Here is a 25,110-nt window from a genome sequence, read left to right as displayed (position 1 = left end):
CGATGTTTCTACAATTAAGAATAGTCCTCGTTGTCGCCTATGCTCCCGCATTACTTACTCGAGAACGTCTCGCACCGTATACGATTTCTCTCCAAAATACAGGTACCATTCCTGCTAATCATATACTTGTAACTGATACAATTCCTATCGGTACTTCGTTCATCCAAAATAGTGTAACAATTAACAACGTGCCGCAACCAACTGCAAATCCATCAGCAGGCATCCCAATTTCAACACTTGCTCCTTCTGAATCCGCAACGATTTCTTTCCGTGTCCTAGTTACTTCAATTCCACCAAGCGGAGAAATTCAAAACCAAGGTAACGTTTCCTTCCAGTACCAACCCGATCCTACTAAACCACCTGTATCCGTTACTACGCCTACACCTACTACAATTACTCCTGTAAACGTTGGGACTATTAATCCGATAAAAACCGCTGATAAATCCATCGTTTCAGTAGGTGATACGATTACATTTACTATCACATTCCAAAATGAAGGTACGATTCCTGTCACTGACATTTCTGTTACAGACTCACTTCCTGTCGGCACATCATTCGTTCCAAATAGTGTCACAATTAATAACATTCCCGTTCCAAACGCAAATCCATCCACAGGCATTCCAGTCGGAACTCTTAATCCAACAGCATCCGTAACTATTTCATTCCAAGTACAGGTTATTACACTTCCAGCTAATAGAATGATTACAAATATCGCATCCATTACGTATACTTCTCAACCCGACCCGACTAGACCACCTATCACAACAACGACTACAACACCACCAATTACGATAGAAGTAAACCCTAATGAGCCAAACACATTTATTAAGACCGCAAATGTAAATAGCGCCCATCTCGGTGATTTCATCACATATACACTTACCTTTACTAACAATGGCACCATCCCAGTAAATAACGTACTCATTACCGACCCACTTCCTCCTGAAGTTACTTTCTATCCAAATTCAGTAACTGTAAATGGAGTAGCACGTCCTGGAACTAACCCAACTATCGGTATTCTTATCAATACTGTTAATCCAAGTGAATCCGTTGTTGTTCGTTTTATCGTTCAAGTAACAGCAGAGCCACGAAATGGTCTCATTCGAAATACCGCCCGCATTCGCTATACACTCAGACCAGATCCTACTAAACCACCGATTTCCGTTGATGAAACTTCAGAGCCAAACATTATTCCGTTTATCGGTCCGTTCGTCTCACCAAATTTAAATTGTTTCTTTAATGGGGAACGTTTTATCCGGCGCGGTTGGAATAGAAGATGTTAGCAATATAAAATAAAAAGACAGCGCCTTTGACGCTGTCTTTTTATTTTATACATATACAGTTTTTAAGTTAATTTCATATCTTTTTCATTATAAAAACCATCTTCTTTTTCCATTTCCTTCTGTAATTTCGTAAAGGAACGGTACATTGCAATTCTCCATGACACAATCATCGCAAATGCCAGTAAGAAGAACATACCACTAAGTTGTCCTAAATCAAGAGATTGGCTTAAGTATGTTTTAAATACAATCCGCACGACAAGTAATCCAATTAATATAAAAACAAATGCTTTGGAACGCTTCAAATAAATCTCTTGTCCTCTAATCTCAAATTTAGATGTTTTAATAAGAAAAATAGAGAAAAACAAACCGACGCCAATTGCTTCTAACATTTCTGCTGGAGTTAATCGAAATTCAGGAAAAACATACATCAACGCTCCCGTACTCATAAAAAATGGTGGAAGTATAATTTTTTTCAATGTTGCAGGTTTCTTAGCTGCTTTTAAACGAATAAACATCGCACCAACAGCCATACAAACAGCAACGATACTGGATAAAACAACTATGTTCATATTTTCTCATCCTTTTTTGTGGCTATATGCAAAATATACTTTCATTATATGCTTTTCCGTTAGTATTTCCAACATTTTCACAGAATAATACTAAAAACCCGTAAAACCACCAAATAAACTTGAGAAATATACGATAATTTTTGTCATCCAGTTAAAATATAAGAAGATACCCATGATAATCATAATGTATCCCCCGATTTTCATGAACTTCATACTGTTTCTTTTAATCCAAGACATTTTCGTAATAAAGAATGATAGTACAAAGAACGGGATAGCAAATCCAAGTATGTATGCGATCATATAAATCATTGCTGATTCTGGATTTGTTGCTGCTAATCCAATAACCGATACTAAAATAGGTCCTGTACAAGGTGTCCATCCTGCCGCAAATGCCAATCCAATTAGAACAGATCCAAAATAACCACTCGGACGATTCTTAAATGTAAATTTACGGTCTTGCATTAAAAACTTCGGCTTAAATACACCGACAATAATGAAACCGAACACGATGATAAATATACCACCTAACTGTCTAATTAAATCTTTATAATTCGTAAAAATGCCCCCGATAAAGCTTGTACCAAATCCAATTGCAATAAATATAATTGAAAATCCAAGTAAGAAAAACGCTGTATGTATCATACTTCTTTTGCGAAGCATTGCATTTTCTTCTTTCAACTCAGAAACCGACATACCTGTTATGTACGATAAAAATGCCGGATAAAGCGGTAAGCAACATGGGGAAATAAATGATAAAAACCCAGCACCAAACGCTAAAAAAATACTAATATCTTGCATTATTCCACTCCTCTCCTTACATATTGTAGCAAAAACATATAAAAATACTATGAACAATTCGTGAAATCACTTTTCCAACGTGATAATAAGAAAAACTACCCTTTCACACTTTTTCTAAAAAAACGTTTTCATTTCCTTCTATTTATATAGAAAAATCTCAATTACACTACAAAACCTCTCTAATGTTATTAACATAACAAAGGTAATATAGTTTCTCAAATGATTAGCATGTTATTCGTACGTTTATATACATATTGATTAAAAAATATTTTTTTCAAATGCTGTCTTTATACAATACAAACTTGATTTTACAATACTTCTATTATTACTAATTTCAAGATTATGCATAAATATCATACTTTTATTATTATTCTATAAAATGTCACACTTTTCTTTTATTTGACCCTTCATTTTTAATTTTGTATACTTCCCTCTAGTTATATATGTCCGTTACGGAACTATTTCATATAGATAGGAGGACTATTTCATGCTTCGTTATTCTCTTTTAGTTTTATTAGGAGCGTGTAGTTATGGGATTTTAGCTATTTTCGTTAAACTTGCATATGCAGAAGGATTTTCACTTGGAGAGGTAATTGGCAGCCAATATTTGTTCGGTTGGATTATTTTGCTTGCTATTACACTTCTATTTTCTAGACATCGTGTTCCATTAAAACAAGCTTTAATTTTATTCGTTGCAGGTACATCTGCAAGTTTCACTGGAATTTTTTATTATGCTTCATTAAAAACTGTACCAGCATCTATCGCCATTATACTTTTATTCCAATTCGTTTGGGTCGGAATTATTATTGAAGCAGTCGCAACAAAAACTTTACCTTCACGAGAAAAAGTTATTTCTGTTATTTTCTTACTTGCAGGTACATTTTTATCAAGTGGTTTACTAGAAAAATCAGCAGGTGATTTCGATACGACTGGAATTATATTAGGCCTATTATCTGCTGTTACATTTGCAACATACATTTTCGTGAGCGGAAAAGTTGCTGTTGAAGTACCTTCATTACCACGCGGTGTTCTTTTAATGGCTGGTGCTTTAACTTTAGTAATGATCGTATTCCCTCCAACATTTATTTTTAACGGTGCAATTTCTGAAGGACTTTGGAAATACGGTTTAGGTTTAGGAACATTCAGTATCGTCATTCCTTCTATCGCCTTTACAATTGGTATTCCAAAGATTGGTTCTGGCTTAGCGACTATTCTTGGCGCTGCGGAACTACCAGTTACAACAATTATGTCTGTATTCGTTTTAAAAGAAGCTGTACTATCTTCACAATGGTTCGGTGTATCACTTATTTTAATCGGGATTGCAATCCCGCAAATTGCCTATGCAATGCGTGGACGTTATCGTAAACATCATACACACAAAAAGTTGGCAGCATAAACGAGAGAGGATTTTCATTTGAGAATCCTCTCTTTTATTATTGTATACTTATAGTAAATACTTTATTTAAGAAAGAGGGCATTATAAGTGGCATCAAATCTAGAACAGTTAACTGATCAACTTATTTCTATTCGTAGAAATTTACATGAGAATCCAGAATTATCCTACGAAGAATTCGAAACGACGAAAGCTATAAAGAATTGGTTAGAAGAAAAAAACATTACAATTATCAATTCTAGTTTAGAAACGGGCGTTATTGCTGAAATTTCGGGGAATAGTAACGGACCGCTTATAGCAATCCGTGCTGATATTGATGCCCTTCCTATTCAGGAAGAAACAAATTTATCCTACGCTTCAAAAATCCATGGAAAAATGCACGCTTGTGGGCATGATTTTCATACAGCTGCTATTATAGGTGCCGCTTATTTATTAAAAGAAAGAGAACCTTCCCTAAATGGAACTGTTCGCTTTATATTCCAGCCGGCTGAAGAGAGTAGTAATGGCGCTTGCAAAGTTATTGAAGCTGGGCATTTACATGGCGTACAAGCTATTTTCGGTATGCATAACAAACCTGATTTACCAGTAGGTACAATCGGTATTAAAGATGGTCCACTTATGGCCGGAGTTGATCGATTTGAAATTGAAATTCACGGAGTTGGTACACATGCAGCTGTACCAGATGCTGGGGTAGATCCAATTGTCGCATCCTCTCAAATTGTGATGGCACTACAAACTATTGTAAGCCGAAATATAAGTTCATCTCATAATGCAGTTGTTAGCGTCACAAACATCCATTCAGGAAATACGTGGAACGTTATTCCTGAAAAAGCAATATTAGAAGGTACTGTTCGTACTTTCCAAGCTGAAACACGCGAAAAAATTCCAGCCTTAATGGAACGTATCATTAAGGGCGTTTCTGATGCACTAGGTGTAAAAACAGAATTCCATTTTCATTCAGGTCCTCCTGCCGTCCATAATGATGAAAGTCTTACTCATTTATGTACACAAACTGCACAGGAAATGTCACTAGACGTGATTACCCCTACCCCTTCCATGGCTGGCGAAGATTTCTCTTTTTATCAACAACACATACCAGGATCATTCGTCTTTATGGGAACGAGTGGTACACATGAATGGCACCATCCCTCGTTCACTATCGATGAACAAGCATTGCCTATCAGCGCAAAATTTTTCGCTTTATTAGCCGAAAAAGCGCTTAAACAATTAACATAAAGAAAAGCCGTTAAGAGTGTGCTTAACGGCTTTTCTTTTAAGTTAAATCTCGTTTTAAAAATACAGTATAAGAAACCCCTAAAAATACGAATAAATAAAGTAGTAGCATACATGATGCAAACGGGAACGTTACTCCATCAATAAAGCTTCCATTCTTTGCAATACTATATAAATCTGTGTTTGCTGGCAATAAATATTTCGCCCAATCATATCTAGTTGCTGCTAGTAATGCGATGTTTCCTGATAAAGCGAGAAATAGTGAAATACCAATCGCGCCTCCGCTAGATCTTGTTAGCACAGAAATCATAAATGCAAACGCTGCATACACAATCGTTGGCAACCACGATAAAATATAATACTTACTAGCCTCTACAAAAATATTTTGTTTTATAATATTTCCATCTTGGAAAATAAATTCGCTCCATGCAGGCTGCTGGAATTTATAAATAACAAGCCCACATAAAATGGAAAAAATCATATTAAATATAAACAATAACGCTGCAAATATGACAATTGCTAAAAACTTAGCTGTCAAAATTTTAAAGCGACTCGCTGGTCGTATCGTTAAAAATTTATATGTTCCCCAGCTATATTCATTCGCAAAAATTGTACTTGCATACACGAGGATAAACGGAAGTAATATTGGAAATACGATAAAGCCTGTATCTCTCATGAAAGAAAGTGGAGAACTACTTGCCGGTGCTGTATCTGTATCTAAATGCTTCATCTTAAGCTGATATTCCTTTACAAGCTCATCCCCAGATCGTTCCGCTAAAATTGCTTCTTTTTCCATGCCTAGCTTTTTCTCAATTTCTACAGTTCGTTCTGTATAATCAGCTTTCCATCCTTTTGTTTCCGGCTCCAGATACTTTACAGTAACCCATCCTAATCCGATTATTAATACTGCAATAACTGCAAATGGAATAATCGTTCGCTTTCGCTTAAATATTTTATACAATTCGTTATACACTAAATTAAACAATATCTTTTCCCCCTGTTAATTCTAAAAATTGCTCTTCTAACGTTTTTCTTTCTTCATATACACGATACACTTGAATGTTTTTCTCAAGCAATGTACGAATAACATTTGGGATTTCTTCATCTTTTACATGAATAAGTAAATCATTACCTTTTATTAAAACATCTTGGTCTAACATTTCTGCCGCTTTATTCGCATCATCTACGCGTATACGGATTGTCTCCATCTCTTCACTTTGATTATGCTGAATATTTTGCGTCGCGACATATTCTCCGTGCTGAATAATGATAACTCTATCACACATTAATTCAACTTCTGAAAGTAAGTGACTAGATACAAGAACAGCTTTTCCTTGTTCATGTGCAATTTTCTTTATGTACATTCTCATTTCATGTATTCCACTAGGATCTAATCCATTCGTTGGTTCGTCTAATATTAATACATCTGGATCATGAATAAGCGCTTGAGCAATTCCTAAACGTTGTCTCATGCCGAGTGAATATGCTTTTACTTTGCGGTCAATTACTTGTCCCATTCCTAACAATTTCACTACTTCATCGATACGTTCTTCTGTCACGTTCCCATTCATTCGTCCGAAATATGTTAAATTTTCATAGCCACTCAAGAAAGGATAAAATTCCGGTGTCTCAATTACTGCTCCAATTTTCGAAGCAGTACTTTCAAATTGTTGTTTTACAGATTGACCATCAATCCAAACTTCGCCCTCTGTCATACGAATCATGCCGACCATCATTCTCATTAAAGTCGTTTTTCCAGCGCCATTTGGTCCGAGCAAACCAACTACTTCACCCTTTTTAACTTCAAAACTAATATTTTCTACAAGTGTCTTTGAACCGATTCGCTTCGTTAACCGCTCGACCTTTACAATTGATTGTTCATTTGTCATTCTATACAACCTTTCCTTCCCATTCTTTGTCAGGTCTTTACACTGTAACATGATTATTTTTCTGTGTAAAATAGAAAAAGGCATGATTCCTCATGCCTTTTCCTTGAAATGAAACGAATTTTTATCTTGTAAACTTTGAACAAATCGAAAACATTGCACCATCGATAATAGAAGGATAACGATCATAATTATACTAACGACTACGATTGCATATATTGTAATCGGTGCACTATCTATCCCTTGTATTCCTGCTATTTTCATACAGATAATCGTAAACAATTTTAAAAATAACATCCCATTAACTAACCCAAACACAAACGCTACTCCATAAATAAATAATTGCTCCTGACATAATAAACATAGTACATCATTTCTCTTCCCATTCTCTGCTACATAAGATTTAATTTCTTCTTTCCTCACTTGCAGAAGAGAATACGTCATTTTATATGTAATAAACATACATATGAAAATGACTACGATAAACAACGTGTAAAAACACATTTGAAATAAAAGTGTAGTCCCTAATTCCCCAACAACTACTTCATTAAATTGTAGCGATATCATAAAAAACAAAATCATAGTACTCATAGCAATCCACATAAATTGCTTCATCCTTTTGGCAGCAAATGTTCTTATATTTTTTCTCGCTAACCGACATAAAGACATAAAATTCTTCCCCTACCTTATTACATACGCATTCTATACTACTAGTGTATAAAAATATGACATTTTAAACATCGCACTACAATCGGAATTTCCTCTAAGTCTTTAGTCCTAGAACACAAAAACGAACATGTTTATCTCTTTAGTATAGAACTAAAAAAAGAACACTAAAGCGGAAAGGCAATACTATTGCCTTTCCGCTTTAGTGTTTAACGAGGTGTACTTTTTAATAACTTAATTAATCTCATCCTCAACTTCTATTCTTTTCTTCTCTCTTGCAATTTTTAAAAACTCTAAAAGCTCTGGATTGCTATTCATTTTTTTGTAAGCTACTGACATTTCTGCAACAAAATTAGAATCATATAGTTCTTTATATACAACTTCTGTTTTATATAATTTATTTGCCGATACGGGTATGACTGTAATTCCAATCCCTGCTGCTACAAGTCCCATAACTGTTTGATATTCCGTCGCTTCTTGTACGATACGCGGACTAAACCCGACGTCGCGGCAAAGTGATAAAATTGTATCGTATAACGCTGGCCATACTGGTCTCGTAATAAATACAAACGGTTCATCTCGTAAATCTTCTATATGTATTTCATCTTTCTCTGCAAGTGGATGAGCCTTCGGTAAACATAAAGTACACGATAGTTTTTGTATCGGCTCTAATTCTAATAATTGTGTTGGGATTGGTGGACGCAAAAATCCAATATCAATACGATTATCATGAAGTGCATGCACTTGATCTGGAGTAGATAATTCATGTAATGCAACAGACACCCTCGGAAATTTCTTTCTATACTCCCTTACGATAGATGGTAAAATATCATATATCGCCGCACCTACAAAACCAATTGAAAGTGAGCCCACTTCTCCCCTTTGGGCACTTTGTGCAATCTCTACCGCTTTTTCAATTTGTTCGAACGCTTTTTTTACTTCTTTCAAAAACATTTCTCCAGCTTCTGTTAATTCAACCTTTCTCTTCGTTCTTGAAAATAACATAACTCCCATTTCTTTTTCTAATTGCTGAATTTGTTGACTAAGCGGTGGTTGTGTCATTTGTAAACGAGCAGCCGCCCGTCCAAAGTGTAACTCCTCTGCCACTACAACAAAATATTGCAAATGCCGTAATTCCATTTTGGACACCCTTTTCCATTTCAATTAATACGTCTAATATATTAATAACATATAATTTATATATTAGACAAATTTTTTGAATGAACGTATAGTAGAATTTGTTAATTCTTTTTTACAATTTTTATGTAAAAAAAGAAAGAGGTGGTTACTGTATGAAATGGTGGAAATTAAGCGGACAAATTTTACTATTATTTTGTTTCGCTTGGACAGGTGAATGGATTGCAAAACAGGCACACCTCCCAGTTCCAGGAAGTATTATCGGTATTTTTTTATTGTTAATTTCATTAAAATTTAACCTAGTGAAAAAAGAGTGGATACAGGACGGTGCAGACTTTTTATTAAAAGAACTTATTTTATTTTTCATTCCTTCTGCAGTCGCTGTCATACGCTACAAAGATACACTATCACAATATGGAATCGATCTCATCTTAATTATTATGATTAGTACACTTTGTGTCACTCTCGTTACAGGACTCTTAACAGAATTGCTACTAAAGCGGAAAGGATCCGTGCAATGATCGGTTTTCTTTGTTTACTATTAACACTATTCACATATTGGATATCGAAGAAAATGTATAAACGCTGGAATTGGAGCTTACTTTCTCCTCTTCTCGTCTGTCCTATTATTTTAATCGCTTTATTACTCGGACTAGACACATCTTATGAAACGTATGAAACTGGAGGCCAATGGTTAACAGAATTATTAAAACCTGCAACAGTTGCTTTTGCATGGCCAATCTATAAATACTTTGATTTACTCAAGAAACATGGAATGGCTATTTTACTTAATGTCATTGTCGGTTCGTTTCTATCAGTTATTACTTCAGCACTACTAGCAAATTATTTTCAAATTGATTCATCGTTAGAACATAGTTTAGCACCTCATATTGTAACGACACCAATTGCAATGGCCATTTCAGAAATGATTGGTGGTATGTCACAATTAACAGCAGTATTTGTTGTTTTAACTGCGTTAACAGGAGCATTGCTCGGACCTTCTCTCATTCGTATATGCCGTATTAAAACAGCAATTGCAAAAGGTATTATGTTAGGAACGAGCGCAAATGGAACCGGCACATCAAAAGCATTCGAAATCGGTCCTGTAGAGGGAACGATCGCAAGTTTATCTATGCTTTTAACTGCAGGAGCTAGTTTAGTTATCGTTCCGCTTTTCTTATCGTGGATACATTGAAAAAGCAAGTGTTTACACACTCGCTTTTTTATTTATGTATTTGTTTAAAATCTCATAATCCTCCGGGAAAGATAGCGTTAATTCCTTCATTTCATCTATCCCCTTCCAAGCAATTTCATGTATTAACTCATCAGGATCTTGGATTTTCATACTACCGCCTATTCTTTTTACGATATAATAATGAACGTATACAGGAACCCCATATGTAATCGCTTCTTTTTCGTATATTTTACTTACAACTTCCACATTGTAGCCTGTTTCTTCCCAAACCTCTCGGATACAACATTCCTCTAATGTTTCTCCTTTTTCAAGTCCTCCACTTGGGACGGACCACCTTTTTTCTTCACCCTTTTGTCCTTGTAATACCATTAAAACTTCATTTCTTTCATTTACACATACTGCTGCACAGCCTATCCATCTTTCCATATACATCCCTCCCCTACTACTATTCGGTTCCTTTTTCCTTTTCTCCTTGAAAAAAGAGGAAAAAAGGAAAACGATGACGAAAATTTACATCAACTTCATAGGCAGTTCCTTCTTAGAAATTAAAAACGGAAGGATGAAAGCATGATTTCTAAATATGTTGTAGAATGTGTCTTTTGCGAAGAAAATCGAAAACCTCGCCAGGCTATCGTCACAGTTCCAGCTACTACTCAGCTACTAGCTATTGAAAAAGTGCGTGCAGAATGTAAACGTCGTTTCGGAAAAGCTTTATTATTACAAACTGAAATTAAAGAAGAAATAGTTTTTGAACAAAAAGAAAGCTGACCATAAATTGGTCAGCTTTCATATCCGATCATATTTTCACATGAAGATTAGGGGCATTCTCTTTAAGGATCGGGATTTTCCCATTATGTACGTTCCATAATGGTCATCGAACAATATATTTCTATACAATTAAATATTGAATAGAATAGGGCAAAACTTGTTCGCATTTTTAGAAAAGGGATAGGGATATAATTCAAGTAGTACTTCGAATACTCGAACTTTACACTCATTATATTAAAGCAAATCCTTTTATATGGGAAATATGAATTACTTACATAATTCATTCGTAAAACATATTAGTTTGCTATATTATTTTTATTCCATGAATAACATGCATCCAGCTAGAACTGGTGTCATAATCATTGAAAACTTCAAAAGCATACTTGGTGCATAATTTGTAAACTTCGCCCCAATATACGCTCCTAACATCGTCCCAATTAATACTTGCAATAATAATATATGATCTAGGTAGCCTTCTGAACTATATCCTAGCCCACCTCCAATCGCAATTGGCAATATAACCAGCATTGTTGTTCCTACAGATTGCTGGATCGTTAATCCTAATAGAAACATTAATCCAAGTTGAATAAATGGTGCAGAACCTATCCCGAATGAACCAGCCATCATTCCAGTGACTAATCCAAGACATATACATTTCATTATGTTCTCTTTCGAAAAATCTTTAATCTCTGCTAAAAGTAACTCTTCCCTATTTTGAAACTTAATTAATTTAATAAACATAAAAATTGCAGATAAAAATAACATCCCAGCTGTAAACCAATGAAGAAGATGTCCTGGTATAAGTGAACCAATTTTTGAACCGATATAAGAACCAAGCGCTCCACATCCCCCAACAATCCCGCCTATAGTAAGTACTACATTTCCTTCACGATAATGACTTATAACCCCAGATAATGTCGTAAATGCCATAGCAGTTAAAGACGTTGCAAGTGCAACGTGAATAGGAATATGGAATACTAAAGTGAGTATTGCGATAATAAACCCGGCTCCCCCAGCTCCAACAAACCCTAATAAAATCCCCATTACTAACATCGTTATAATAATTGCCACATACTCTCCCTCCAGTAAGGCAATTATCCACCATATTCTTTCTTCTACACAAATAAAAAGCATCCATCTAGGATACTTTTTATTTCAATACTATGTACTTAATCTTGATTAATCAAAATAACCGCGGGGCCAGCGACTACTACTCCAGCTACTTCGATTTTTTCAAATTCCTTTACTGTAATAGATATAACGCCTTCTCTTTCCATCAATTCTTTACTCAGGACATCAGTCGGTATAGCTTTCACCGTCTTACCTCCTTTTCATTTATACAATATGCCAAAAACAACTTAACGCATCTATATATATGCATCACCTCCGCTTTCATTCCTTATTCCCTTCAAAACCCTTCTCTCCCTTCCATAACGTATTGAAAAATAAAAAAGCACTCGCAATCGCGAATGCTTTTTCATTATTTACTTTCTATTACTTTTAACATTCTATTAATAAACATACAAAATACCCCTTAATATAACACTCAGAAAGCCCACCTCTTTTTAATTCATTATATAATTCATTCGATTAATGGTTTCTCGAAGTTTTTCCAACTCTTGACCTGTATATATTACTTTCCCCGTTAAGAATTCATTTCTGAAGAACGATACAATTTGCTCTCTATCTTTTAATCTCGGCGTTTTTTCTTCAGAAAGATCTAGCACTTCTTTCCCATTCTCATTATAAAAATATACAATCGGATTTATGTTTTCCTTTACAATATCAACGTGCATTTCTTTCAAACAATTGTATAGAATATGAGATAGTTTCTTCGCTCTATATACTGGGTTCCCTTCATTTTTCACTTGTATCGTTAATGAATCTTCACCTGTAATATATTCAAACGTCTCTTCTTTCTCTATCTCTTGTTGATACTTGCCAATTTCATCAATCATAAATGAATATGTACTAGCATTTTCTTTCGTTAAGCCATGAATTAATTTCCCTGTCCATTCTTTCGTTTCAAGTACATACATACCCGTTTTACTTAAAACAAGATGATGAATTCGGAAATCATTTCTTCCATGCTGATTCCTCATAAAAACATTCGGCATTATATGAAATTCATTATCTAGTATTATGCCTTGCTCTACGAAGCCACGCTTCATATATTGTAATGTTTCGTGTGTACTCACTTCGGCTCCATTTTTCGTATACTCTCGCAAATCTGCAATTAACTTTTGAAACATATGTATTTCGTTACTATGTTTTTCTTGCATTTCACTGCGTTCTTTACTATGTTGCACAGCTAATTGATTTTTCATCATACGCATATTTTCAAGTTCTCTCGCTGCACTTATTTGTAAATCATTGTATTTTTTCTGTTCCATATTTTTTAATGTATTTTGCTGCTCTTTATGTTCTGTAACCGTAGCTGCAATTTCATTTTCGTACGTTTCAATTGCTTGTTTCTTTTCAAATTCCGCTTGCTGGCTCTCTGATTCTAGCTGTTTATTTTTATAAAACAGCACGAATACTGCAGCTAATAATAATAAAATTACACCTATTAGCACATAATCCATATTTTTTCTCCTTTATTTCATTTTCAATTATTTTTTATAAATATATCTATTATAGTATACTATGATTTCGATATAAACCTTGTAAAAGCTGTATATTTTTAATAAAAGGTACCTCTGAAGAGATACCTTTTATTTCCACTCTATTGTACACCATACTGAATATAACTTGAATCGTAGTATACCCATTGATTTGTCCCTAAGCAAAGCCATCCATCTTGCTTACTCCATACTCGATACAATTCACCATGATGTAACTGTCTTATAACATTTCCATTTAATGATGGAGCATCACGTAGATTTACATTATCACCAGTAATAGTCGCCACATAATGTTTATACTGAATATAACTCGAATCATTATATACCCACTGATTTGTCCCTAAACAAAGCCAACCACCCTGTTCTCCCCAAACTTCATATGCTTCGCCACGATTCAATTGGCGAATTACACTAGACTGTAAAGATGGTCCACTTCTCAAATTCACATTATCTCCATTAGTTATAACAACTCCGTACACTGGAGTTGCATTATTAAGCGGGGAAACATTACCTCCACCACTTGCTCCATTCCCTTGTAAAGCTTCTAATGAAACTGCAGCTGATACATCACAATTTCCTACGCCTGAAATTTGTCCAGAATCTGTGTACTGCCACGCTGTCCACTCTGTCCATCCACCAGCATCAGCAGGCGGTGTACTCGAGTATCTAGCAATCCAAAGCGGAATATCACTTAATCCGCTAATTCCGAACTCATTAATATACCAAACTCCTGTATATAACATTACATCTTTTCCAGTAGCCTGTTTCACATAATTTATGAAGCTTCTTGCCCAATTCGATATAGCGCTACCAGTTAAATTACTGTTGCTCGGATCTGTTGGTGATTCTAAATCCAGAACTGGCATTAAGTCTGTGTGGTTACTTTGTAATATACTCACAAAATATTTCGCCTCTGAAATTGCATCATTTTGTTCTGGGCGTGCAAAATGGTATGCACCGATTAATACATTCGCATTTCGTGCTGCTTGTACATTCTTAGTAAAAGTAGGATCAATGTAATTTACACCTTCTGTCGCTTTTGCATACGCCGCTGAAATACCGGATCCCTTCACTGCATTCCAATCAATATTCCCTTCCCAATGAGACACATCAATAAACGTAATATTTGAACTAGATCTATCTTGCATATAAAAGCTCCTATCAATTTTTTCATTTCGTATACATACAATATGTACAACTTTATTAAAGGGTGACGACGTTTATACTATAGACATAAAGAGCAAACATATTTTATAACCAAAGTAAAAAAGCCTTGTAATTACAAGGCCTTTTGTAAACTTCCTTTATTTTGTAGTAAATACATATTATAATACAATCCTTGTTCAATCAGTAATTCTTGATGCGTCCCTCTTTCTACTATCTCTCCATCGTGCATAACAAAAATTTGATCTGCATCTTGTATGGTAGATAATCTGTGCGCAATCGCTATCGTAGTCCGTCCTTTTCGCATTTGCTGTAACGCTGTTTGGATTGCATCTTCCGTTTCTGTATCAATATTTGCTGTTGCTTCATCTAATACTAACACTTTCGGATTCGTTGCTATCGTTCTAGCGAAAGCAATTAATTGTCGTTGACCACTAGAAAATGCAGCTCCTCTTTCTACTACTTCCGTTTCATACTGCTCTGGTAATTTTTCAATAAACGTATTCGCTTGCACAAATTGTGCCGCTTCTTTTACTTCTTCATCCGTAATTTCTTCATTATACATACGAATATTTTGTTTTACATTTCCCGCAAATAAAAATGCATCTTGCAATACAAGTCCTATTTTCTTTCTAATTTCTTGTTCTTCAAATTTCTCTAACTCTACACCATCTATTACAATATTTCCGGAATTAATATTATAGAATCTCAGTAATAAATTCATAATAGTACTCTTTCCGCTGCCAGTGTGCCCAACGAAAGCAACCGTTTGCCCTTGTTTCACGTGAAAAGATACATTTTTTAAAACATCACGTTTTCCATCGTACGAAAAAGTAACATTTTTAAATTCAATATCTCCATTAATAACTTGAGGATTTCCATCCCCTTTTTGAACTGGCGCTAAATCTTTCTCATCCATTAAATGAAATACACGTGATGATGAAACCAGTGCCTGTTGGAAAAATGATAATTTCATCATCATCTCATTTACAGGCTGGAAAAAACGATGTATATAGTTAACAAACGCATATAAAACGCCTACTTCAACAGGACTCTTCAAAGCATCAATTCCAAATAAACCAAGTACTAACGCAATAGCTACAATATGAACTAAATCAGTTGCTGGACGTAAAAGCAATGCATCTAACTTTAATGTACGTCGCCCTGCACTATAATGTTTATTATTCACTTCTTCAAATTCTTTTCTCATGCGCTTTTCTTGTCTGAACACTTGAACAATATTCATCCCTTGAATGGACTCGTTTAACTTTGCATTTAACACACTTAATTGATTACGGACTTCTAAATAAAAAGCTGCACTTTTCCGGCGATATAGCACCATAATCGCAAACATGATCGGAATTAATACGAGAGAAAATAGCGCTAATTTTACATTTAATAAAAACATCGCTACTAAAATCCCTACTAAAAATACGATATTTTTAACAAATGTTGATAATACACTGACATAAAAATCTTTAATTGCTTCTGTATCATTCGTTATGCGCGATACGAGCGTACCAATCGGCGTACGATCAAAGAAACTTAATGACAACTTTTGAACATGCTCATATACTTCAACACGCATATCTTGAACAATTTTAAAAGCAATATTTTGAAAATATAACAAGTCTAAATAAGTAAATAATACTTTTAATAAGTGAGCAACAATATACACTACAAATAAAGTAACAAGTGCTGATTGATCAAAGTTACGTGGTACTAAGTGTTCATCAAGAAATTGTTTAATTAAAAAAGGACCCATCATTTCTGTTACAGTTGCACCAACTAGAAATAAAAATGCTAATGCTAACAGTCCTTTATATGGCCTCATATAAGACAGTAATCTTCTTAAATCGCTCTGTTTTTTCTCAGCCATCATACGCCTCCTTTCTCGACTAATGCTTCTAACTGCTGGCTTTCATACATTTCTTTATACCAACCATGTTCTTTCATTAGTTGTTCATGTGTACCTCGTTGTACAATTCTACCTTCATCCACAACAAGAATAAGATTGGCATGCTGAATTGCACTTAAACGATGAGCAGTAATAATTGTCGTTTTCCCAGCTCTTTCCCTCTTTAAAGCATTTAAAATTGTTTCTTCTGTTTTTGCATCTACTGCTGATAAACAATCATCTAAAATTAAAATTTCAGCATTCGTTAATAAAGCACGCGCAATAGAAATCCTCTGTTTTTGACCTCCAGATAACGAAACGCCTCTTTCTCCTACTACTGTTTCATATCCTTCTGAAAATTGGAGAATATCATTATGAATACAAGCAATCTCTGCGGCCTGAGTAATTTCATTATATGTAGCATCCGCCTTTCCAAAGGCAATATTCTCCCCAATACTTGCTGAAAATAAAAAATGATCTTGCGGCACGTATGAAATGGCAGAACGGACACCGTAAAGTGTTACATCGCGAATATCCCGCTCCCCAACTTTTAACTCACCATTAAAATGATCATACTCACGTATTAAACATTTTAATAAAGTCGTTTTCCCTGCACCTGTACGTCCTACAATCCCTAACGTTTCCCCCTTCTTCAAATCAAAGTGAATATCCGTTAAATGTAACAGTTCATTTTTCTTATACGAAAACGAATCGACCGCAAATGAAATATCACCGCTCGCTATTGTATGCACAGCATTTTCTCTATTTACTACATCTGATTTTTGTGAGAGGATTTTTTCTACACGGTCATACGAAGCACGCCCACGCTCCATAATATTAAACAGCCATCCAAACGCTAACATCGGCCAAACGAGAGTACCTAAATATGTCGTAAATGTAACGAGATCACCTACTGTTAATTCACCTCTCACAACTAATACTGACCCGTAACATACTGCAATTAAAAAAGAAAAACCTACGATAAGAGCGATTGTTGGATCAAATAACGAATCAATACGTGCAACTAACATATTTTTATGTACGACATCTTCTGATTTTTTTCGGAACGCTTGTAAATCTTCTTTTTCTTGTCCAAGCGATCGAATTACCTTCATCCCACTCATACTCTCTTGCACTTTATCATTGATTTCCGAAAACGATTGCTGTGCTTTATGAAACCTTTTATGTAATAAAGTGCCGTAATAATTTGTCGATATTGCTACAATCGGCATTGGAATTAAGCTTAACAATGTTAACTTCCAACTAATTGTAAAACCCATCGCTACGAGTACACACCCTCCAACAGCTAATGAATCAACAAGTGTTAAAACACCCGCCCCAGCAGTTTGCTGAATTGCTTGAATATCATTGGTCGCGTGCGCCATTAAATCACCTGTGCGATTTGACTGATAGAAAGATGGACTCATCTTTGTAAAATGTTCATACAAATTTTTCCGTAATTGGCGAGCTAACTTTAATGAAGACCCAAAAATCATAATGCGCCACACGTAACGTAATATGTACATCGTAATACCTACGAGTACTAAGAGTACAACCCATTTTAGTAACTTATCAGTCGTTAATGTTCCATCGTTAATTTCATCTACAACAATCCCAATCACTTTTGGTGCTACAAGTTCTAAAAGTGCGACGCCAAATAATAAAATAATTCCGGTTATGTACGCTCGTTTTTCTTGTTTAAAAAACCACGCTAAATTCATAAATACTTTCATATTTTTCCTCCTCCCTTAAAATGAGCGATGTTTTCAGTTTACCAAAAATACAGAATTTTTAAAAGTTTTAAACTCTGTCTATATCAAAAAGAAAAGACACTCTTAGCGAGTGTCTTTTAGCGCTTATTTCATTTGTTGCTTGTTCATCGCGCTCATCATTTGATTGATTTTCTTTTGGGAAGGTTTTTGTCCCATTTGCATCATCATCATTTTTAACATTTGTTCGTTAATTGGTGGATTTTTTTGTAAGTAATTCATCATGTATTTGCGGGCAATGAAAAATCCTAACGCCACGCCTGCTACTAGTGCTACTACGCCCACTAGAATACCTAACCAAATTGGCATATATTTTCCTCCTTCATGTTGTCTACCTTACAGTGTACTAAAACCTTTTCAATAAGACAAGATACAATTCGACATTTTTTACACATATGTTCGTACTTGTTTTAGAGGATTCAGCCATCCGTACTTTGTATTTTCATAATCCATAGCTAAAAATGTTAATTCACACTTCCGAAGCACCTCAAAGAAAGTCGTTTCCATAGAAACATTTCCAGAGGTATTCATGCGAATATAGTGTGGTTTCACCATTATTTCGCCATATTCTGCCCCTGTATAAAGTGTATGTGTATGATGTGTTCGATCATATTTACCAAGAACGCGCAAAGCTTGTTCTAATTTATGATGAATTTTCATTACTTGTAATGGCATCGTTATATACATCATTTGTTTATATAGCACTTTTTTCTCCGAAAGGGACCCAGATTCTGAAAATCGAGCAAATAAATCAAAAAACAAATATTCACGACCAAAGTAAGCTTTCGCAATATCCTCTTGAATTAAATACAATTCATACGTTTTCATCTTTCGCCTCCCAATCTGGACAACCTTTTCTCTTCATTATATAGAAGAAATTTTGCAATGATTGTCTGACTGCGGAGAGAGAAAAAACTTTTTCTGTCGAAAAAACTCATTTACATAGAAAAACCTCTCCATGCCGGAGAGATTTTTCTAAAATCATTAAAGCATTTCTTTTACTTTACGAACAACGTTCTCTACAGTAAATCCATACTCTTCCATAATCTTCTCACCAGGAGCAGAAGCACCGAATGTATCGATACCTAACACATCTCCTTCAAGACCTACGTAACGGTGCCATCCGAATGTAGCACCCATTTCGATTGCGAAACGTTTTGTTACTGCTTTTGGTAATACAGATTCTTTGTACTCAGCAGTTTGAGCTTCAAAGCGATCCATAGATGGCATGCTGACAACAGATGCGTCAACACCGTCTACTGCTAATGCTTTTTGAGCCTCAACAGCAAGACTTACTTCTGATCCAGTTGCAAGTAAGATTACATCAGCTGTTTCTTTCTTGCTTGCAGAAACTACATATGCACCTTTTGCTACTTTTTCATACGTATCGTCTTTTGCACCTTCTAATGTTGGAAGATCTTGACGAGTTAATACTAAAGCAGTTGGTTTGTTTGTAGATTCTAGAGCTAATCTCCAAGCCGCAACAGACTCGTTACCGTCAGCTGGACGAATAACAGATACATTTGGCATTGCACGTAGCGCCGCTAATTGCTCGATTGGTTCATGTGTTGGACCATCTTCACCAACAGCGATACTGTCGTGTGTGAATACATACGTTACTGGCAATTGCATTAATGCTGCAAGACGAATTGCTGGACGTAAGTAGTCAGAGAATACGAAGAACGTACCACCGTAAGTTTTTAAACCACCATGTAGTGCAATACCGTTCATTGCTGCACCCATTGCGAACTCACGTACACCGTACCAAATGTTCTTACCGCTGTAATCATCTCTTGTAAAGTCTTTTTCGTTATTCATGTATGTTTTGTTAGAACCAGCAAGGTCAGCTGATCCACCGAAGAATGATGGTACAGATTCTGCAATTGCATTAATTACAGCACCAGAAGAATTACGAGTTGCTGCTTTTGATCCTAATTCATAAGTTGGTAAGTTTTGCTCCCAACCTTCTGGAAGTTGACCGTTCATTGCTGCTTGGAATTCGTTTGCTAATTCTGGGTATGCTTGTGCATATTCACCTAGCATAGTGTTCCACTCTGCTTGCGCAGTTTCACCAACATCTTGTACTGTTTTACGGAAGTTGTCGTATACTTCTTCTGCTACGTGGAAGTCTTGCTCAGCAGTCCAAGCATATGCTTCTTTCGTTAATTTTGTTTCTTCTACACCTAGTGGAGAACCATGTGAAGCTGATTTTCCTGATTTGTTTGGAGAACCGAAACCAATTGTCGTTCTTACTTCAATTAGCGTTGGGCGTTTTTCGTCAGCTTTCGCTTCTTCGATTGCTTTTGCGATAGCTTCAATATCGTTTCCATCCTCAACACGGATTACTTGCCATCCGTATGCTTTGTAACGATCTTCTACACTTTCAGAGAATGAACGATTTAAATCGCCATCTAATGAAATATCGTTTGAATCGTAAAGCACAACAAGGCGACCTAATTGTAAATGAGCAGCTAATGAAGATGCTTCAGCAGAAACGCCTTCCATTAAATCTCCATCACCACAAATAGCGTATGTATAATGATCTACTACATTATACGCATCACGGTTATATTTAGCAGCTAAATGTCTTTCAGCCATTGCCATACCTACAGCAGTTGAAATACCTTGTCCAAGTGGACCAGTAGTTGCATCTACACCAGGTGTATGACCGTACTCAGGATGTCCTGGAGTTTTGCTTCCCCATTGACGGAAGTTCTTTAAGTCATCCATTGTTACATCATAACCAGATAGGTGAAGTAGGCTGTATAATAACATTGAACCATGACCTGCTGATAATACGAAACGATCACGGTTAAACCACGTTGGGTTATTTGGATTGTGTTTCATAAATTGAGTCCATAATGTATAAGCCATTGGTGCTGCACCCATTGGCATTCCTGGGTGACCAGAGTTTGCTTTTTCAATCGCATCGATGGATAATGTGCGAATCGTGTTGATAGAAAGTTGTTCGATTGAATGTGACATGCTATTCTTCCCTTCGCTTATATTAGTAAACGTTTTATACATTTATATGATAGCTTCCCACGCAAGATTATACAACATGTATCGACAAATATGTTGATGTTTTTTTGATTTTTTATAAAAAAATCAATGTTTCCGGGAATGTATGGGCATTCAATATGACATACTTTTTCATTATTTTTATTTTAAAAAGAAAGAGAATTATCTGTATATTTATACATATATGCAAAACCCTTCTATACTAACTTTTTTAGCCCACCTTTAAAAATACAAAAAAAGCATCTAAATTCGATGCTTTTCAAATCAGTTAAACAATCCGTTTCCGAATCGAACTTGAAATAAAATCAATGATAATAACCATTAAAATGATGCCTAATAAAATAATTCCTACACGAGACCAATTGCGTGAACTCAGCGCAAAAATTAGAGGTGTGCCAATTCCCCCTGCTCCAATAACACCTAAAATGGCAGCGGATCGCACATTAATTTCGAACCTGTATAACGTATAGGATAGAAAATCTGGTAATACTTGTGGCAATACTGCATACCAAAGTATTTTAAATCGATTCGCACCTGTTGCTATTAGCGCTTCCTTCGGTCCTTTATCTATATTTTCAATTCCTTCTGAATATAATTTTCCTAACATTCCAATAGAGTGTAACCCTAAAGCTAGAACGCCGGCAAAAGAACCTGGTCCAACAGCTTTTATAAATAAAAGAGCCATAACTAATTCAGGAAATGTACGGACAAAACTAAGTACAAATTTCCCAGTTCCCGAAGTTAATTTTCCACTACTCATATTCGTCGCCGCCCAAAAAGCGAATGGAACAGATAAAAAGGCAGAAATAAATGTACCTAATATCGCAATTGCCAACGTATCAATTAAACCATGTAATAAATCTTCACCATCTGACAAAGATACATACGACCAATCTGGATTCAATACACCTGTCATAATTGCTTTTGTAATTTCTCCCGCCGTATCTTTGATTCCCTCTAGCGGTACTCCCGAAAAAGCCCATACATAAACAAATGTAAGTGCTATGAAAATAATCCAGCGATACATACTCGGTTTCTTCGGTTTTGGTACGATTAACGTCGTTTTACTCATTATAATTTCTCCCGCAACAATGTACTTACATAATCAATTAACAATACAACAACAAGGGTATAAATAATAATAGATGCAGTTTGTTCATATTGTAAAAATCCAAGTGTACGATCATAATATAATCCGATACCGCCAGCTCCTACTAAACCTAAAACAGCTGCTGCACGTACGTTTACCTCAAATGTATAAAGAACATAGGAGACAAAATGCGCTTTCACTTGCGGAATTACCCCATAAACAATCCATTGCACCTTATTTGCTCCTACTGCTGTCATTGCTTCTAATGGACCTGGATCAATCGATTCAATTGACTCATACAACAATTTCGCCACGAGCCCAATTGAGAAAAACGTAAGAGCTAAAATACCTGGAAGTGGTCCTATTCCAAAAATAGCTACGAAAATTGCCGCTAATAATAAATCTGGTACCGTTCGGATAAAATTTAAAATCAATCGAGCGGGACTGTACAAAAATGCGCTCGTAAACACATTACTTGCCGCAAATAGTGCCAGTGGAATAGCTAATATCGCTCCTAAAGTCGTCCCGATAATCGCCATACGTATTGTATCTAACATTGCTGTTGTAATAACTTGAAAATAACTCCAATCTGGCGGCACCATCTCTTTTAACAAATCCATCATATTAGGAAAACCAACTACTAGTTTTGAAAATGATGCGTCGACCTGCATACTACTTCCCCACAACAGTAAAATGACTAGAATTAACGTTAACATATGTTTTAACTTACTCGGCGGCTTCGGTATCGATTTCGAATATATCGTCACGTCATTCATTTAACTGCCACCTCTAACAATTCGCTTTTCTGCGCTACGTCACCATAAATTTCAGCAAATTTTTCATCCGTTGCCTCTTCTACTAGGCCATCAAAAACAATTTCACCTGCATGTAATCCAATAATGCGTGTCGCATATTGCCTAGCTAAATCAATAGAATGTAAGTTTACAATTGTTGTAATTCCAAAATCTTCATTAATTTTTTTCAAATCATCTAATACTTGCTTTGTTGTTAGTGGATCTAACGACGCAACAGGTTCATCTGCTAATATGATTTTTGCTTCTTGCGCCAACGCTCTAGCAATGGACACACGTTGTTGTTGTCCTCCTGATAATTCATCAGCCCGCGCATATGCTTTTTCTAAAATATTTACCCTTTTTAACGATTGAAAGGCAAGGTCCAAATCTTCTTTCGGAAATAGGCCTAACGTTGTACGTAATGTCGAATGATACCCGACACGGCCAGCTAATACGTTCTTTAATACCGTTGATCGCTTTACAAGATTAAAACTTTGAAAAATCATACCAATATCCCGGCGCATGCGGCGTAATCCTTTTCCTTTCGCAACAGTAATTGACTCACCTTCAATCATGATTTCGCCTTCTGTAATCTCATGAAGACGATTTACTGATCTTAAAAGTGTAGACTTTCCAGCTCCGGACAGCCCTACCATTACAACAAACTCACCTTTTTGAATTTTCAAGTTTATATGATTCAATCCTTTTGTACCATTTGGATACACTTTGGAAACATTTCGAAACTCTATCACACATCTTACCTACCTTCTATGAATTCAAAACGGCAAACTAACTGAAAACATACCTTTCCAGTTAGCTTCCATTTCCATATGTATTATTGCGTTTTTACTTTCTTCCCATATTCACGAACGATATCAAATTTACTATCATCAGATTTAACATATCCTTCATGTGAATATACTTCTTTAATGATTTTGTGACCTTCCTCATTCTTTCCAATTTCAATGAAAGCATCCTGTAATTTCTTGCTCCACTCTTCATCTAAATCCGAACGTACCGAAATCGTATCGTTTGGAATTTTCTCCGTAAATTTCACTATTTTCGTTTGATCGAATATATTCGGATAATCTTTTTTTACAATATTACGAGCATCTTGGAATACAACAGCTGCGTCTACATCACCATTTAAAAGAGCAATAAGCGACTGATCGTGACCTTTTAATGTAACAGGTTTCACATCTTTTAACGGATCAACGCCCTCTTTTAATAGTACAGCCGCAGGCCACACATACCCCGCTGATGACGTTACATCTTGATAACCAATTTTTTTACCTTTTAAATCTTTTACACTATTAATATTTGAATCTTTCTTAACAACAAATTCAGACTTATAGAAGTCTACTAAATCCTTTGTAGGAGCTCCCGTTTCATCATCTACTCCAAAACGTTGTGCTTGTAAAATTACGTTTGCAGCCTTTTTCTCATGTGCTAGCACATACGCTGTTGGAGGTAAAAAACCTACATCTACTTGCTTAGATGCCATCGCTTCTACAATTGTATTGTAATTCGTCGAAATACTAACTTTTACTGGAATATTTAACTTATCACTTAATAGCTTCTCAAGTGGTTTTGCCTTCGCCTCTAACGTATCTGCATTTTGAGAAGGAACAAATTGAACATTTAAAGTCTTCGGTACATACCCTTTTTTCGTATCTTCATTTTTACTTGCGCTTGATTCCTTCGTTCCACAGCCACTTAATAAACCCGCTGCTAATACAACTGTTGTACTCATTGCAAAAACTTTTTTCAACATATTAATGCCTCCATTTTTGTTGTTATAAAATAACCTTCCGTAAACATGA

26 protein-coding genes and 1 pseudogene are annotated in these 25,110 nt (G+C 35.6%); 6 read left to right on the top strand and 21 right to left on the bottom strand.

Annotated elements, in window-relative coordinates; all coding sequences use genetic code 11:
* Positions 1 to 1,283: DUF11 domain-containing protein (locus tag PDQ68_RS25020; protein WP_071713376.1), on the top strand; the 1,283-nt coding region annotated here is incomplete at its 5' end.
* 62 nt (positions 1,284 to 1,345) lie between these two features.
* Here the strand turns inward: PDQ68_RS25020 and PDQ68_RS25015 are convergent.
* The 3 genes and pseudogenes from PDQ68_RS25015 to PDQ68_RS28920 all read right to left on the bottom strand — a co-directional run bounded on the left by PDQ68_RS25015 (position 1,346) and on the right by PDQ68_RS28920 (position 2,811).
* Positions 1,346 to 1,852 carry a CcdC family protein gene (locus PDQ68_RS25015; RefSeq protein WP_001028639.1) on the bottom strand — a complete coding sequence of 169 codons (507 nt, stop codon included), beginning with the start codon at positions 1,850 to 1,852 and terminating at the stop codon, positions 1,346 to 1,348.
* A 90-nt stretch (positions 1,853 to 1,942) separates the two neighbouring features.
* A complete protein-coding gene (gene ccdA, locus PDQ68_RS25010; protein ID WP_016718254.1) occupies positions 1,943 to 2,650 on the bottom strand; it encodes a cytochrome c-type biogenesis protein CcdA in 708 nt (235 codons plus the stop codon).
* 16 nt (positions 2,651 to 2,666) lie between these two features.
* A pseudogene (locus PDQ68_RS28920) lies at positions 2,667 to 2,811 on the bottom strand (peptidase T).
* Positions 2,812 to 3,137: 326 nt separating this feature from the next.
* On the opposite strand from PDQ68_RS28920, the gene PDQ68_RS25005 reads away from it, so the two are divergent.
* Entirely contained in the window at positions 3,138 to 4,046 is a 909-nt protein-coding gene (locus PDQ68_RS25005) for an EamA family transporter (RefSeq protein ID WP_000947030.1), read from the top strand.
* Between the two features lie 87 nt (positions 4,047 to 4,133).
* The gene (locus PDQ68_RS25000) at positions 4,134 to 5,279 is read left to right on the top strand and encodes a M20 peptidase aminoacylase family protein (RefSeq protein WP_000157891.1); all 1,146 of its coding nucleotides are present in this window, start codon (positions 4,134 to 4,136) and stop codon (positions 5,277 to 5,279) included.
* A 37-nt stretch (positions 5,280 to 5,316) separates the two neighbouring features.
* Here PDQ68_RS25000 and PDQ68_RS24995 read toward each other — a convergent pair whose 3' ends face one another.
* From PDQ68_RS24995 to alsR, 4 genes are all read right to left on the bottom strand, one after another.
* Positions 5,317 to 6,261 carry an ABC transporter permease gene (locus tag PDQ68_RS24995; protein WP_000482765.1) on the bottom strand — a complete coding sequence of 315 codons (945 nt, stop codon included), beginning with the start codon at positions 6,259 to 6,261 and terminating at the stop codon, positions 5,317 to 5,319.
* Positions 6,254 to 7,165 (bottom strand): ABC transporter ATP-binding protein, encoded by a 912-nt coding sequence (locus PDQ68_RS24990; protein ID WP_000180642.1) that lies wholly within the window; start codon positions 7,163 to 7,165, stop codon positions 6,254 to 6,256. The genes PDQ68_RS24995 and PDQ68_RS24990 overlap by 8 nt, the downstream gene beginning before the upstream one ends.
* Before the next feature lie 90 nt (positions 7,166 to 7,255).
* The gene (locus tag PDQ68_RS24985; RefSeq protein ID WP_061183001.1) at positions 7,256 to 7,831 is read right to left on the bottom strand and encodes an FtsX-like permease family protein; all 576 of its coding nucleotides are present in this window, start codon (positions 7,829 to 7,831) and stop codon (positions 7,256 to 7,258) included.
* A gap of 231 nt (positions 7,832 to 8,062) precedes the next feature.
* Positions 8,063 to 8,968, bottom strand: a complete 906-nt coding sequence (gene alsR / locus PDQ68_RS24980; RefSeq protein WP_000423223.1) for an acetoin biosynthesis transcriptional regulator AlsR — start codon at positions 8,966 to 8,968, stop codon at positions 8,063 to 8,065.
* A 152-nt stretch (positions 8,969 to 9,120) separates the two neighbouring features.
* Here alsR and PDQ68_RS24975 point away from each other — a divergent pair, with 152 nt between their 5' ends.
* Both PDQ68_RS24975 and PDQ68_RS24970 read left to right on the top strand, forming a co-directional pair.
* Positions 9,121 to 9,486 (top strand): CidA/LrgA family holin-like protein, encoded by a 366-nt coding sequence (locus tag PDQ68_RS24975; RefSeq protein ID WP_000872364.1) that lies wholly within the window; start codon positions 9,121 to 9,123, stop codon positions 9,484 to 9,486.
* Positions 9,483 to 10,160, top strand: coding sequence for an LrgB family protein (locus PDQ68_RS24970; RefSeq protein ID WP_000578951.1), 678 nt, complete (start codon positions 9,483 to 9,485; stop codon positions 10,158 to 10,160). The genes PDQ68_RS24975 and PDQ68_RS24970 overlap by 4 nt, the downstream gene beginning before the upstream one ends.
* Before the next feature lie 12 nt (positions 10,161 to 10,172).
* On the opposite strand, the gene PDQ68_RS24965 is transcribed toward PDQ68_RS24970, so the two are convergent.
* Positions 10,173 to 10,586, bottom strand: a complete 414-nt coding sequence (locus PDQ68_RS24965; protein ID WP_016718256.1) for an NUDIX hydrolase — start codon at positions 10,584 to 10,586, stop codon at positions 10,173 to 10,175.
* 141 nt (positions 10,587 to 10,727) lie between these two features.
* On the opposite strand from PDQ68_RS24965, the gene PDQ68_RS24960 reads away from it, so the two are divergent.
* Complete coding sequence (locus tag PDQ68_RS24960; protein ID WP_000624205.1) at positions 10,728 to 10,928, top strand: DUF3903 domain-containing protein; 201 nt, start codon at positions 10,728 to 10,730, stop codon at positions 10,926 to 10,928.
* Positions 10,929 to 11,243: 315 nt separating this feature from the next.
* On the opposite strand, the gene PDQ68_RS24955 is transcribed toward PDQ68_RS24960, so the two are convergent.
* The 13 genes from PDQ68_RS24955 to PDQ68_RS24895 form a co-directional block, all read right to left on the bottom strand.
* Positions 11,244 to 11,999: a sulfite exporter TauE/SafE family protein gene (locus tag PDQ68_RS24955; protein ID WP_000974645.1), complete on the bottom strand. Its 756-nt coding sequence runs from the start codon at positions 11,997 to 11,999 to the stop codon at positions 11,244 to 11,246.
* A 98-nt stretch (positions 12,000 to 12,097) separates the two neighbouring features.
* Positions 12,098 to 12,244: a BC1881 family protein gene (locus tag PDQ68_RS24950; protein ID WP_000644411.1), complete on the bottom strand. Its 147-nt coding sequence runs from the start codon at positions 12,242 to 12,244 to the stop codon at positions 12,098 to 12,100.
* Positions 12,245 to 12,493: 249 nt separating this feature from the next.
* Positions 12,494 to 13,513 (bottom strand): nuclease-related domain-containing protein, encoded by a 1,020-nt coding sequence (locus tag PDQ68_RS24945; RefSeq protein WP_061183000.1) that lies wholly within the window; start codon positions 13,511 to 13,513, stop codon positions 12,494 to 12,496.
* A 140-nt stretch (positions 13,514 to 13,653) separates the two neighbouring features.
* Positions 13,654 to 14,700 carry a GH25 family lysozyme gene (locus PDQ68_RS24940; protein ID WP_061182999.1) on the bottom strand — a complete coding sequence of 349 codons (1,047 nt, stop codon included), beginning with the start codon at positions 14,698 to 14,700 and terminating at the stop codon, positions 13,654 to 13,656.
* A 131-nt stretch (positions 14,701 to 14,831) separates the two neighbouring features.
* Positions 14,832 to 16,595: an ABC transporter ATP-binding protein gene (locus PDQ68_RS24935; RefSeq protein ID WP_061182998.1), complete on the bottom strand. Its 1,764-nt coding sequence runs from the start codon at positions 16,593 to 16,595 to the stop codon at positions 14,832 to 14,834.
* Positions 16,595 to 18,346 (bottom strand): ABC transporter ATP-binding protein, encoded by a 1,752-nt coding sequence (locus PDQ68_RS24930; RefSeq protein WP_061182997.1) that lies wholly within the window; start codon positions 18,344 to 18,346, stop codon positions 16,595 to 16,597. The genes PDQ68_RS24935 and PDQ68_RS24930 overlap by 1 nt, the downstream gene beginning before the upstream one ends.
* Before the next feature lie 123 nt (positions 18,347 to 18,469).
* Positions 18,470 to 18,691: a YneF family protein gene (locus PDQ68_RS24925; RefSeq protein ID WP_001123317.1), complete on the bottom strand. Its 222-nt coding sequence runs from the start codon at positions 18,689 to 18,691 to the stop codon at positions 18,470 to 18,472.
* Positions 18,692 to 18,769: 78 nt separating this feature from the next.
* Entirely contained in the window at positions 18,770 to 19,210 is a 441-nt protein-coding gene (gene sirA / locus PDQ68_RS24920; protein WP_000860645.1) for a sporulation inhibitor of replication protein SirA, read from the bottom strand.
* Positions 19,211 to 19,366: 156 nt separating this feature from the next.
* Positions 19,367 to 21,367 (bottom strand): transketolase, encoded by a 2,001-nt coding sequence (gene tkt, locus PDQ68_RS24915; RefSeq protein ID WP_000019785.1) that lies wholly within the window; start codon positions 21,365 to 21,367, stop codon positions 19,367 to 19,369.
* 304 nt (positions 21,368 to 21,671) lie between these two features.
* The gene (gene phnE / locus PDQ68_RS24910) at positions 21,672 to 22,475 is read right to left on the bottom strand and encodes a phosphonate ABC transporter, permease protein PhnE (RefSeq protein ID WP_061182996.1); all 804 of its coding nucleotides are present in this window, start codon (positions 22,473 to 22,475) and stop codon (positions 21,672 to 21,674) included.
* The gene (gene phnE, locus PDQ68_RS24905; protein ID WP_001000768.1) at positions 22,475 to 23,269 is read right to left on the bottom strand and encodes a phosphonate ABC transporter, permease protein PhnE; all 795 of its coding nucleotides are present in this window, start codon (positions 23,267 to 23,269) and stop codon (positions 22,475 to 22,477) included. Before phnE (PDQ68_RS24905) ends, phnE (PDQ68_RS24910) begins: the two co-directional genes overlap by 1 nt.
* Complete coding sequence (phnC, locus tag PDQ68_RS24900; protein WP_061182995.1) at positions 23,266 to 24,039, bottom strand: phosphonate ABC transporter ATP-binding protein; 774 nt, start codon at positions 24,037 to 24,039, stop codon at positions 23,266 to 23,268. The genes phnE (PDQ68_RS24905) and phnC overlap by 4 nt, the downstream gene beginning before the upstream one ends.
* Before the next feature lie 83 nt (positions 24,040 to 24,122).
* Positions 24,123 to 25,061, bottom strand: a complete 939-nt coding sequence (locus PDQ68_RS24895; RefSeq protein ID WP_000915052.1) for a phosphate/phosphite/phosphonate ABC transporter substrate-binding protein — start codon at positions 25,059 to 25,061, stop codon at positions 24,123 to 24,125.
* Positions 25,062 to 25,110 lie beyond the last annotated feature (49 nt).

Source organism: Bacillus cereus group sp. Bc010, assembly GCF_027716745.1.
Taxonomy (GTDB): Bacteria; Bacillota; Bacilli; order Bacillales; family Bacillaceae_G; genus Bacillus_A; species Bacillus_A pacificus.
This window is presented reverse-complemented; position numbering and strand designations above follow the sequence as displayed.

Excerpts from the sequence above, each read along its gene's own strand:
- PDQ68_RS24975 (WP_000872364.1), top strand. The coding sequence starts at position 9,121 with ATGAAATGGTGGAAATTAAGCGGACAAATTTTACTATTATTTTGTTTC.
- alsR (WP_000423223.1), bottom strand. The coding sequence starts at position 8,968 with ATGGAATTACGGCATTTGCAATATTTTGTTGTAGTGGCAGAGGAGTTA.
- PDQ68_RS24970 (WP_000578951.1), top strand. The coding sequence starts at position 9,483 with ATGATCGGTTTTCTTTGTTTACTATTAACACTATTCACATATTGGATA.
- PDQ68_RS24945 (WP_061183000.1), bottom strand. The coding sequence starts at position 13,513 with ATGGATTATGTGCTAATAGGTGTAATTTTATTATTATTAGCTGCAGTA.
- PDQ68_RS24935 (WP_061182998.1), bottom strand. The coding sequence starts at position 16,595 with ATGGCTGAGAAAAAACAGAGCGATTTAAGAAGATTACTGTCTTATATG.
- phnE (WP_001000768.1), bottom strand. The coding sequence starts at position 23,269 with ATGAATGACGTGACGATATATTCGAAATCGATACCGAAGCCGCCGAGT.
- PDQ68_RS24925 (WP_001123317.1), bottom strand. The coding sequence starts at position 18,691 with ATGCCAATTTGGTTAGGTATTCTAGTGGGCGTAGTAGCACTAGTAGCA.
- phnE (WP_061182996.1), bottom strand. The coding sequence starts at position 22,475 with ATGAGTAAAACGACGTTAATCGTACCAAAACCGAAGAAACCGAGTATG.
- PDQ68_RS24990 (WP_000180642.1), bottom strand. The coding sequence starts at position 7,165 with ATGACAAATGAACAATCAATTGTAAAGGTCGAGCGGTTAACGAAGCGA.
- PDQ68_RS24965 (WP_016718256.1), bottom strand. The coding sequence starts at position 10,586 with ATGGAAAGATGGATAGGCTGTGCAGCAGTATGTGTAAATGAAAGAAAT.
- PDQ68_RS24960 (WP_000624205.1), top strand. The coding sequence starts at position 10,728 with ATGATTTCTAAATATGTTGTAGAATGTGTCTTTTGCGAAGAAAATCGA.
- PDQ68_RS25005 (WP_000947030.1), top strand. The coding sequence starts at position 3,138 with ATGCTTCGTTATTCTCTTTTAGTTTTATTAGGAGCGTGTAGTTATGGG.
- PDQ68_RS24930 (WP_061182997.1), bottom strand. The coding sequence starts at position 18,346 with ATGAAAGTATTTATGAATTTAGCGTGGTTTTTTAAACAAGAAAAACGA.
- sirA (WP_000860645.1), bottom strand. The coding sequence starts at position 19,210 with ATGAAAACGTATGAATTGTATTTAATTCAAGAGGATATTGCGAAAGCT.
- PDQ68_RS25015 (WP_001028639.1), bottom strand. The coding sequence starts at position 1,852 with ATGAACATAGTTGTTTTATCCAGTATCGTTGCTGTTTGTATGGCTGTT.
- ccdA (WP_016718254.1), bottom strand. The coding sequence starts at position 2,650 with ATGCAAGATATTAGTATTTTTTTAGCGTTTGGTGCTGGGTTTTTATCA.
- tkt (WP_000019785.1), bottom strand. The coding sequence starts at position 21,367 with ATGTCACATTCAATCGAACAACTTTCTATCAACACGATTCGCACATTA.
- PDQ68_RS24895 (WP_000915052.1), bottom strand. The coding sequence starts at position 25,061 with ATGTTGAAAAAAGTTTTTGCAATGAGTACAACAGTTGTATTAGCAGCG.
- PDQ68_RS24985 (WP_061183001.1), bottom strand. The coding sequence starts at position 7,831 with ATGTCTTTATGTCGGTTAGCGAGAAAAAATATAAGAACATTTGCTGCC.
- PDQ68_RS24940 (WP_061182999.1), bottom strand. The coding sequence starts at position 14,700 with ATGCAAGATAGATCTAGTTCAAATATTACGTTTATTGATGTGTCTCAT.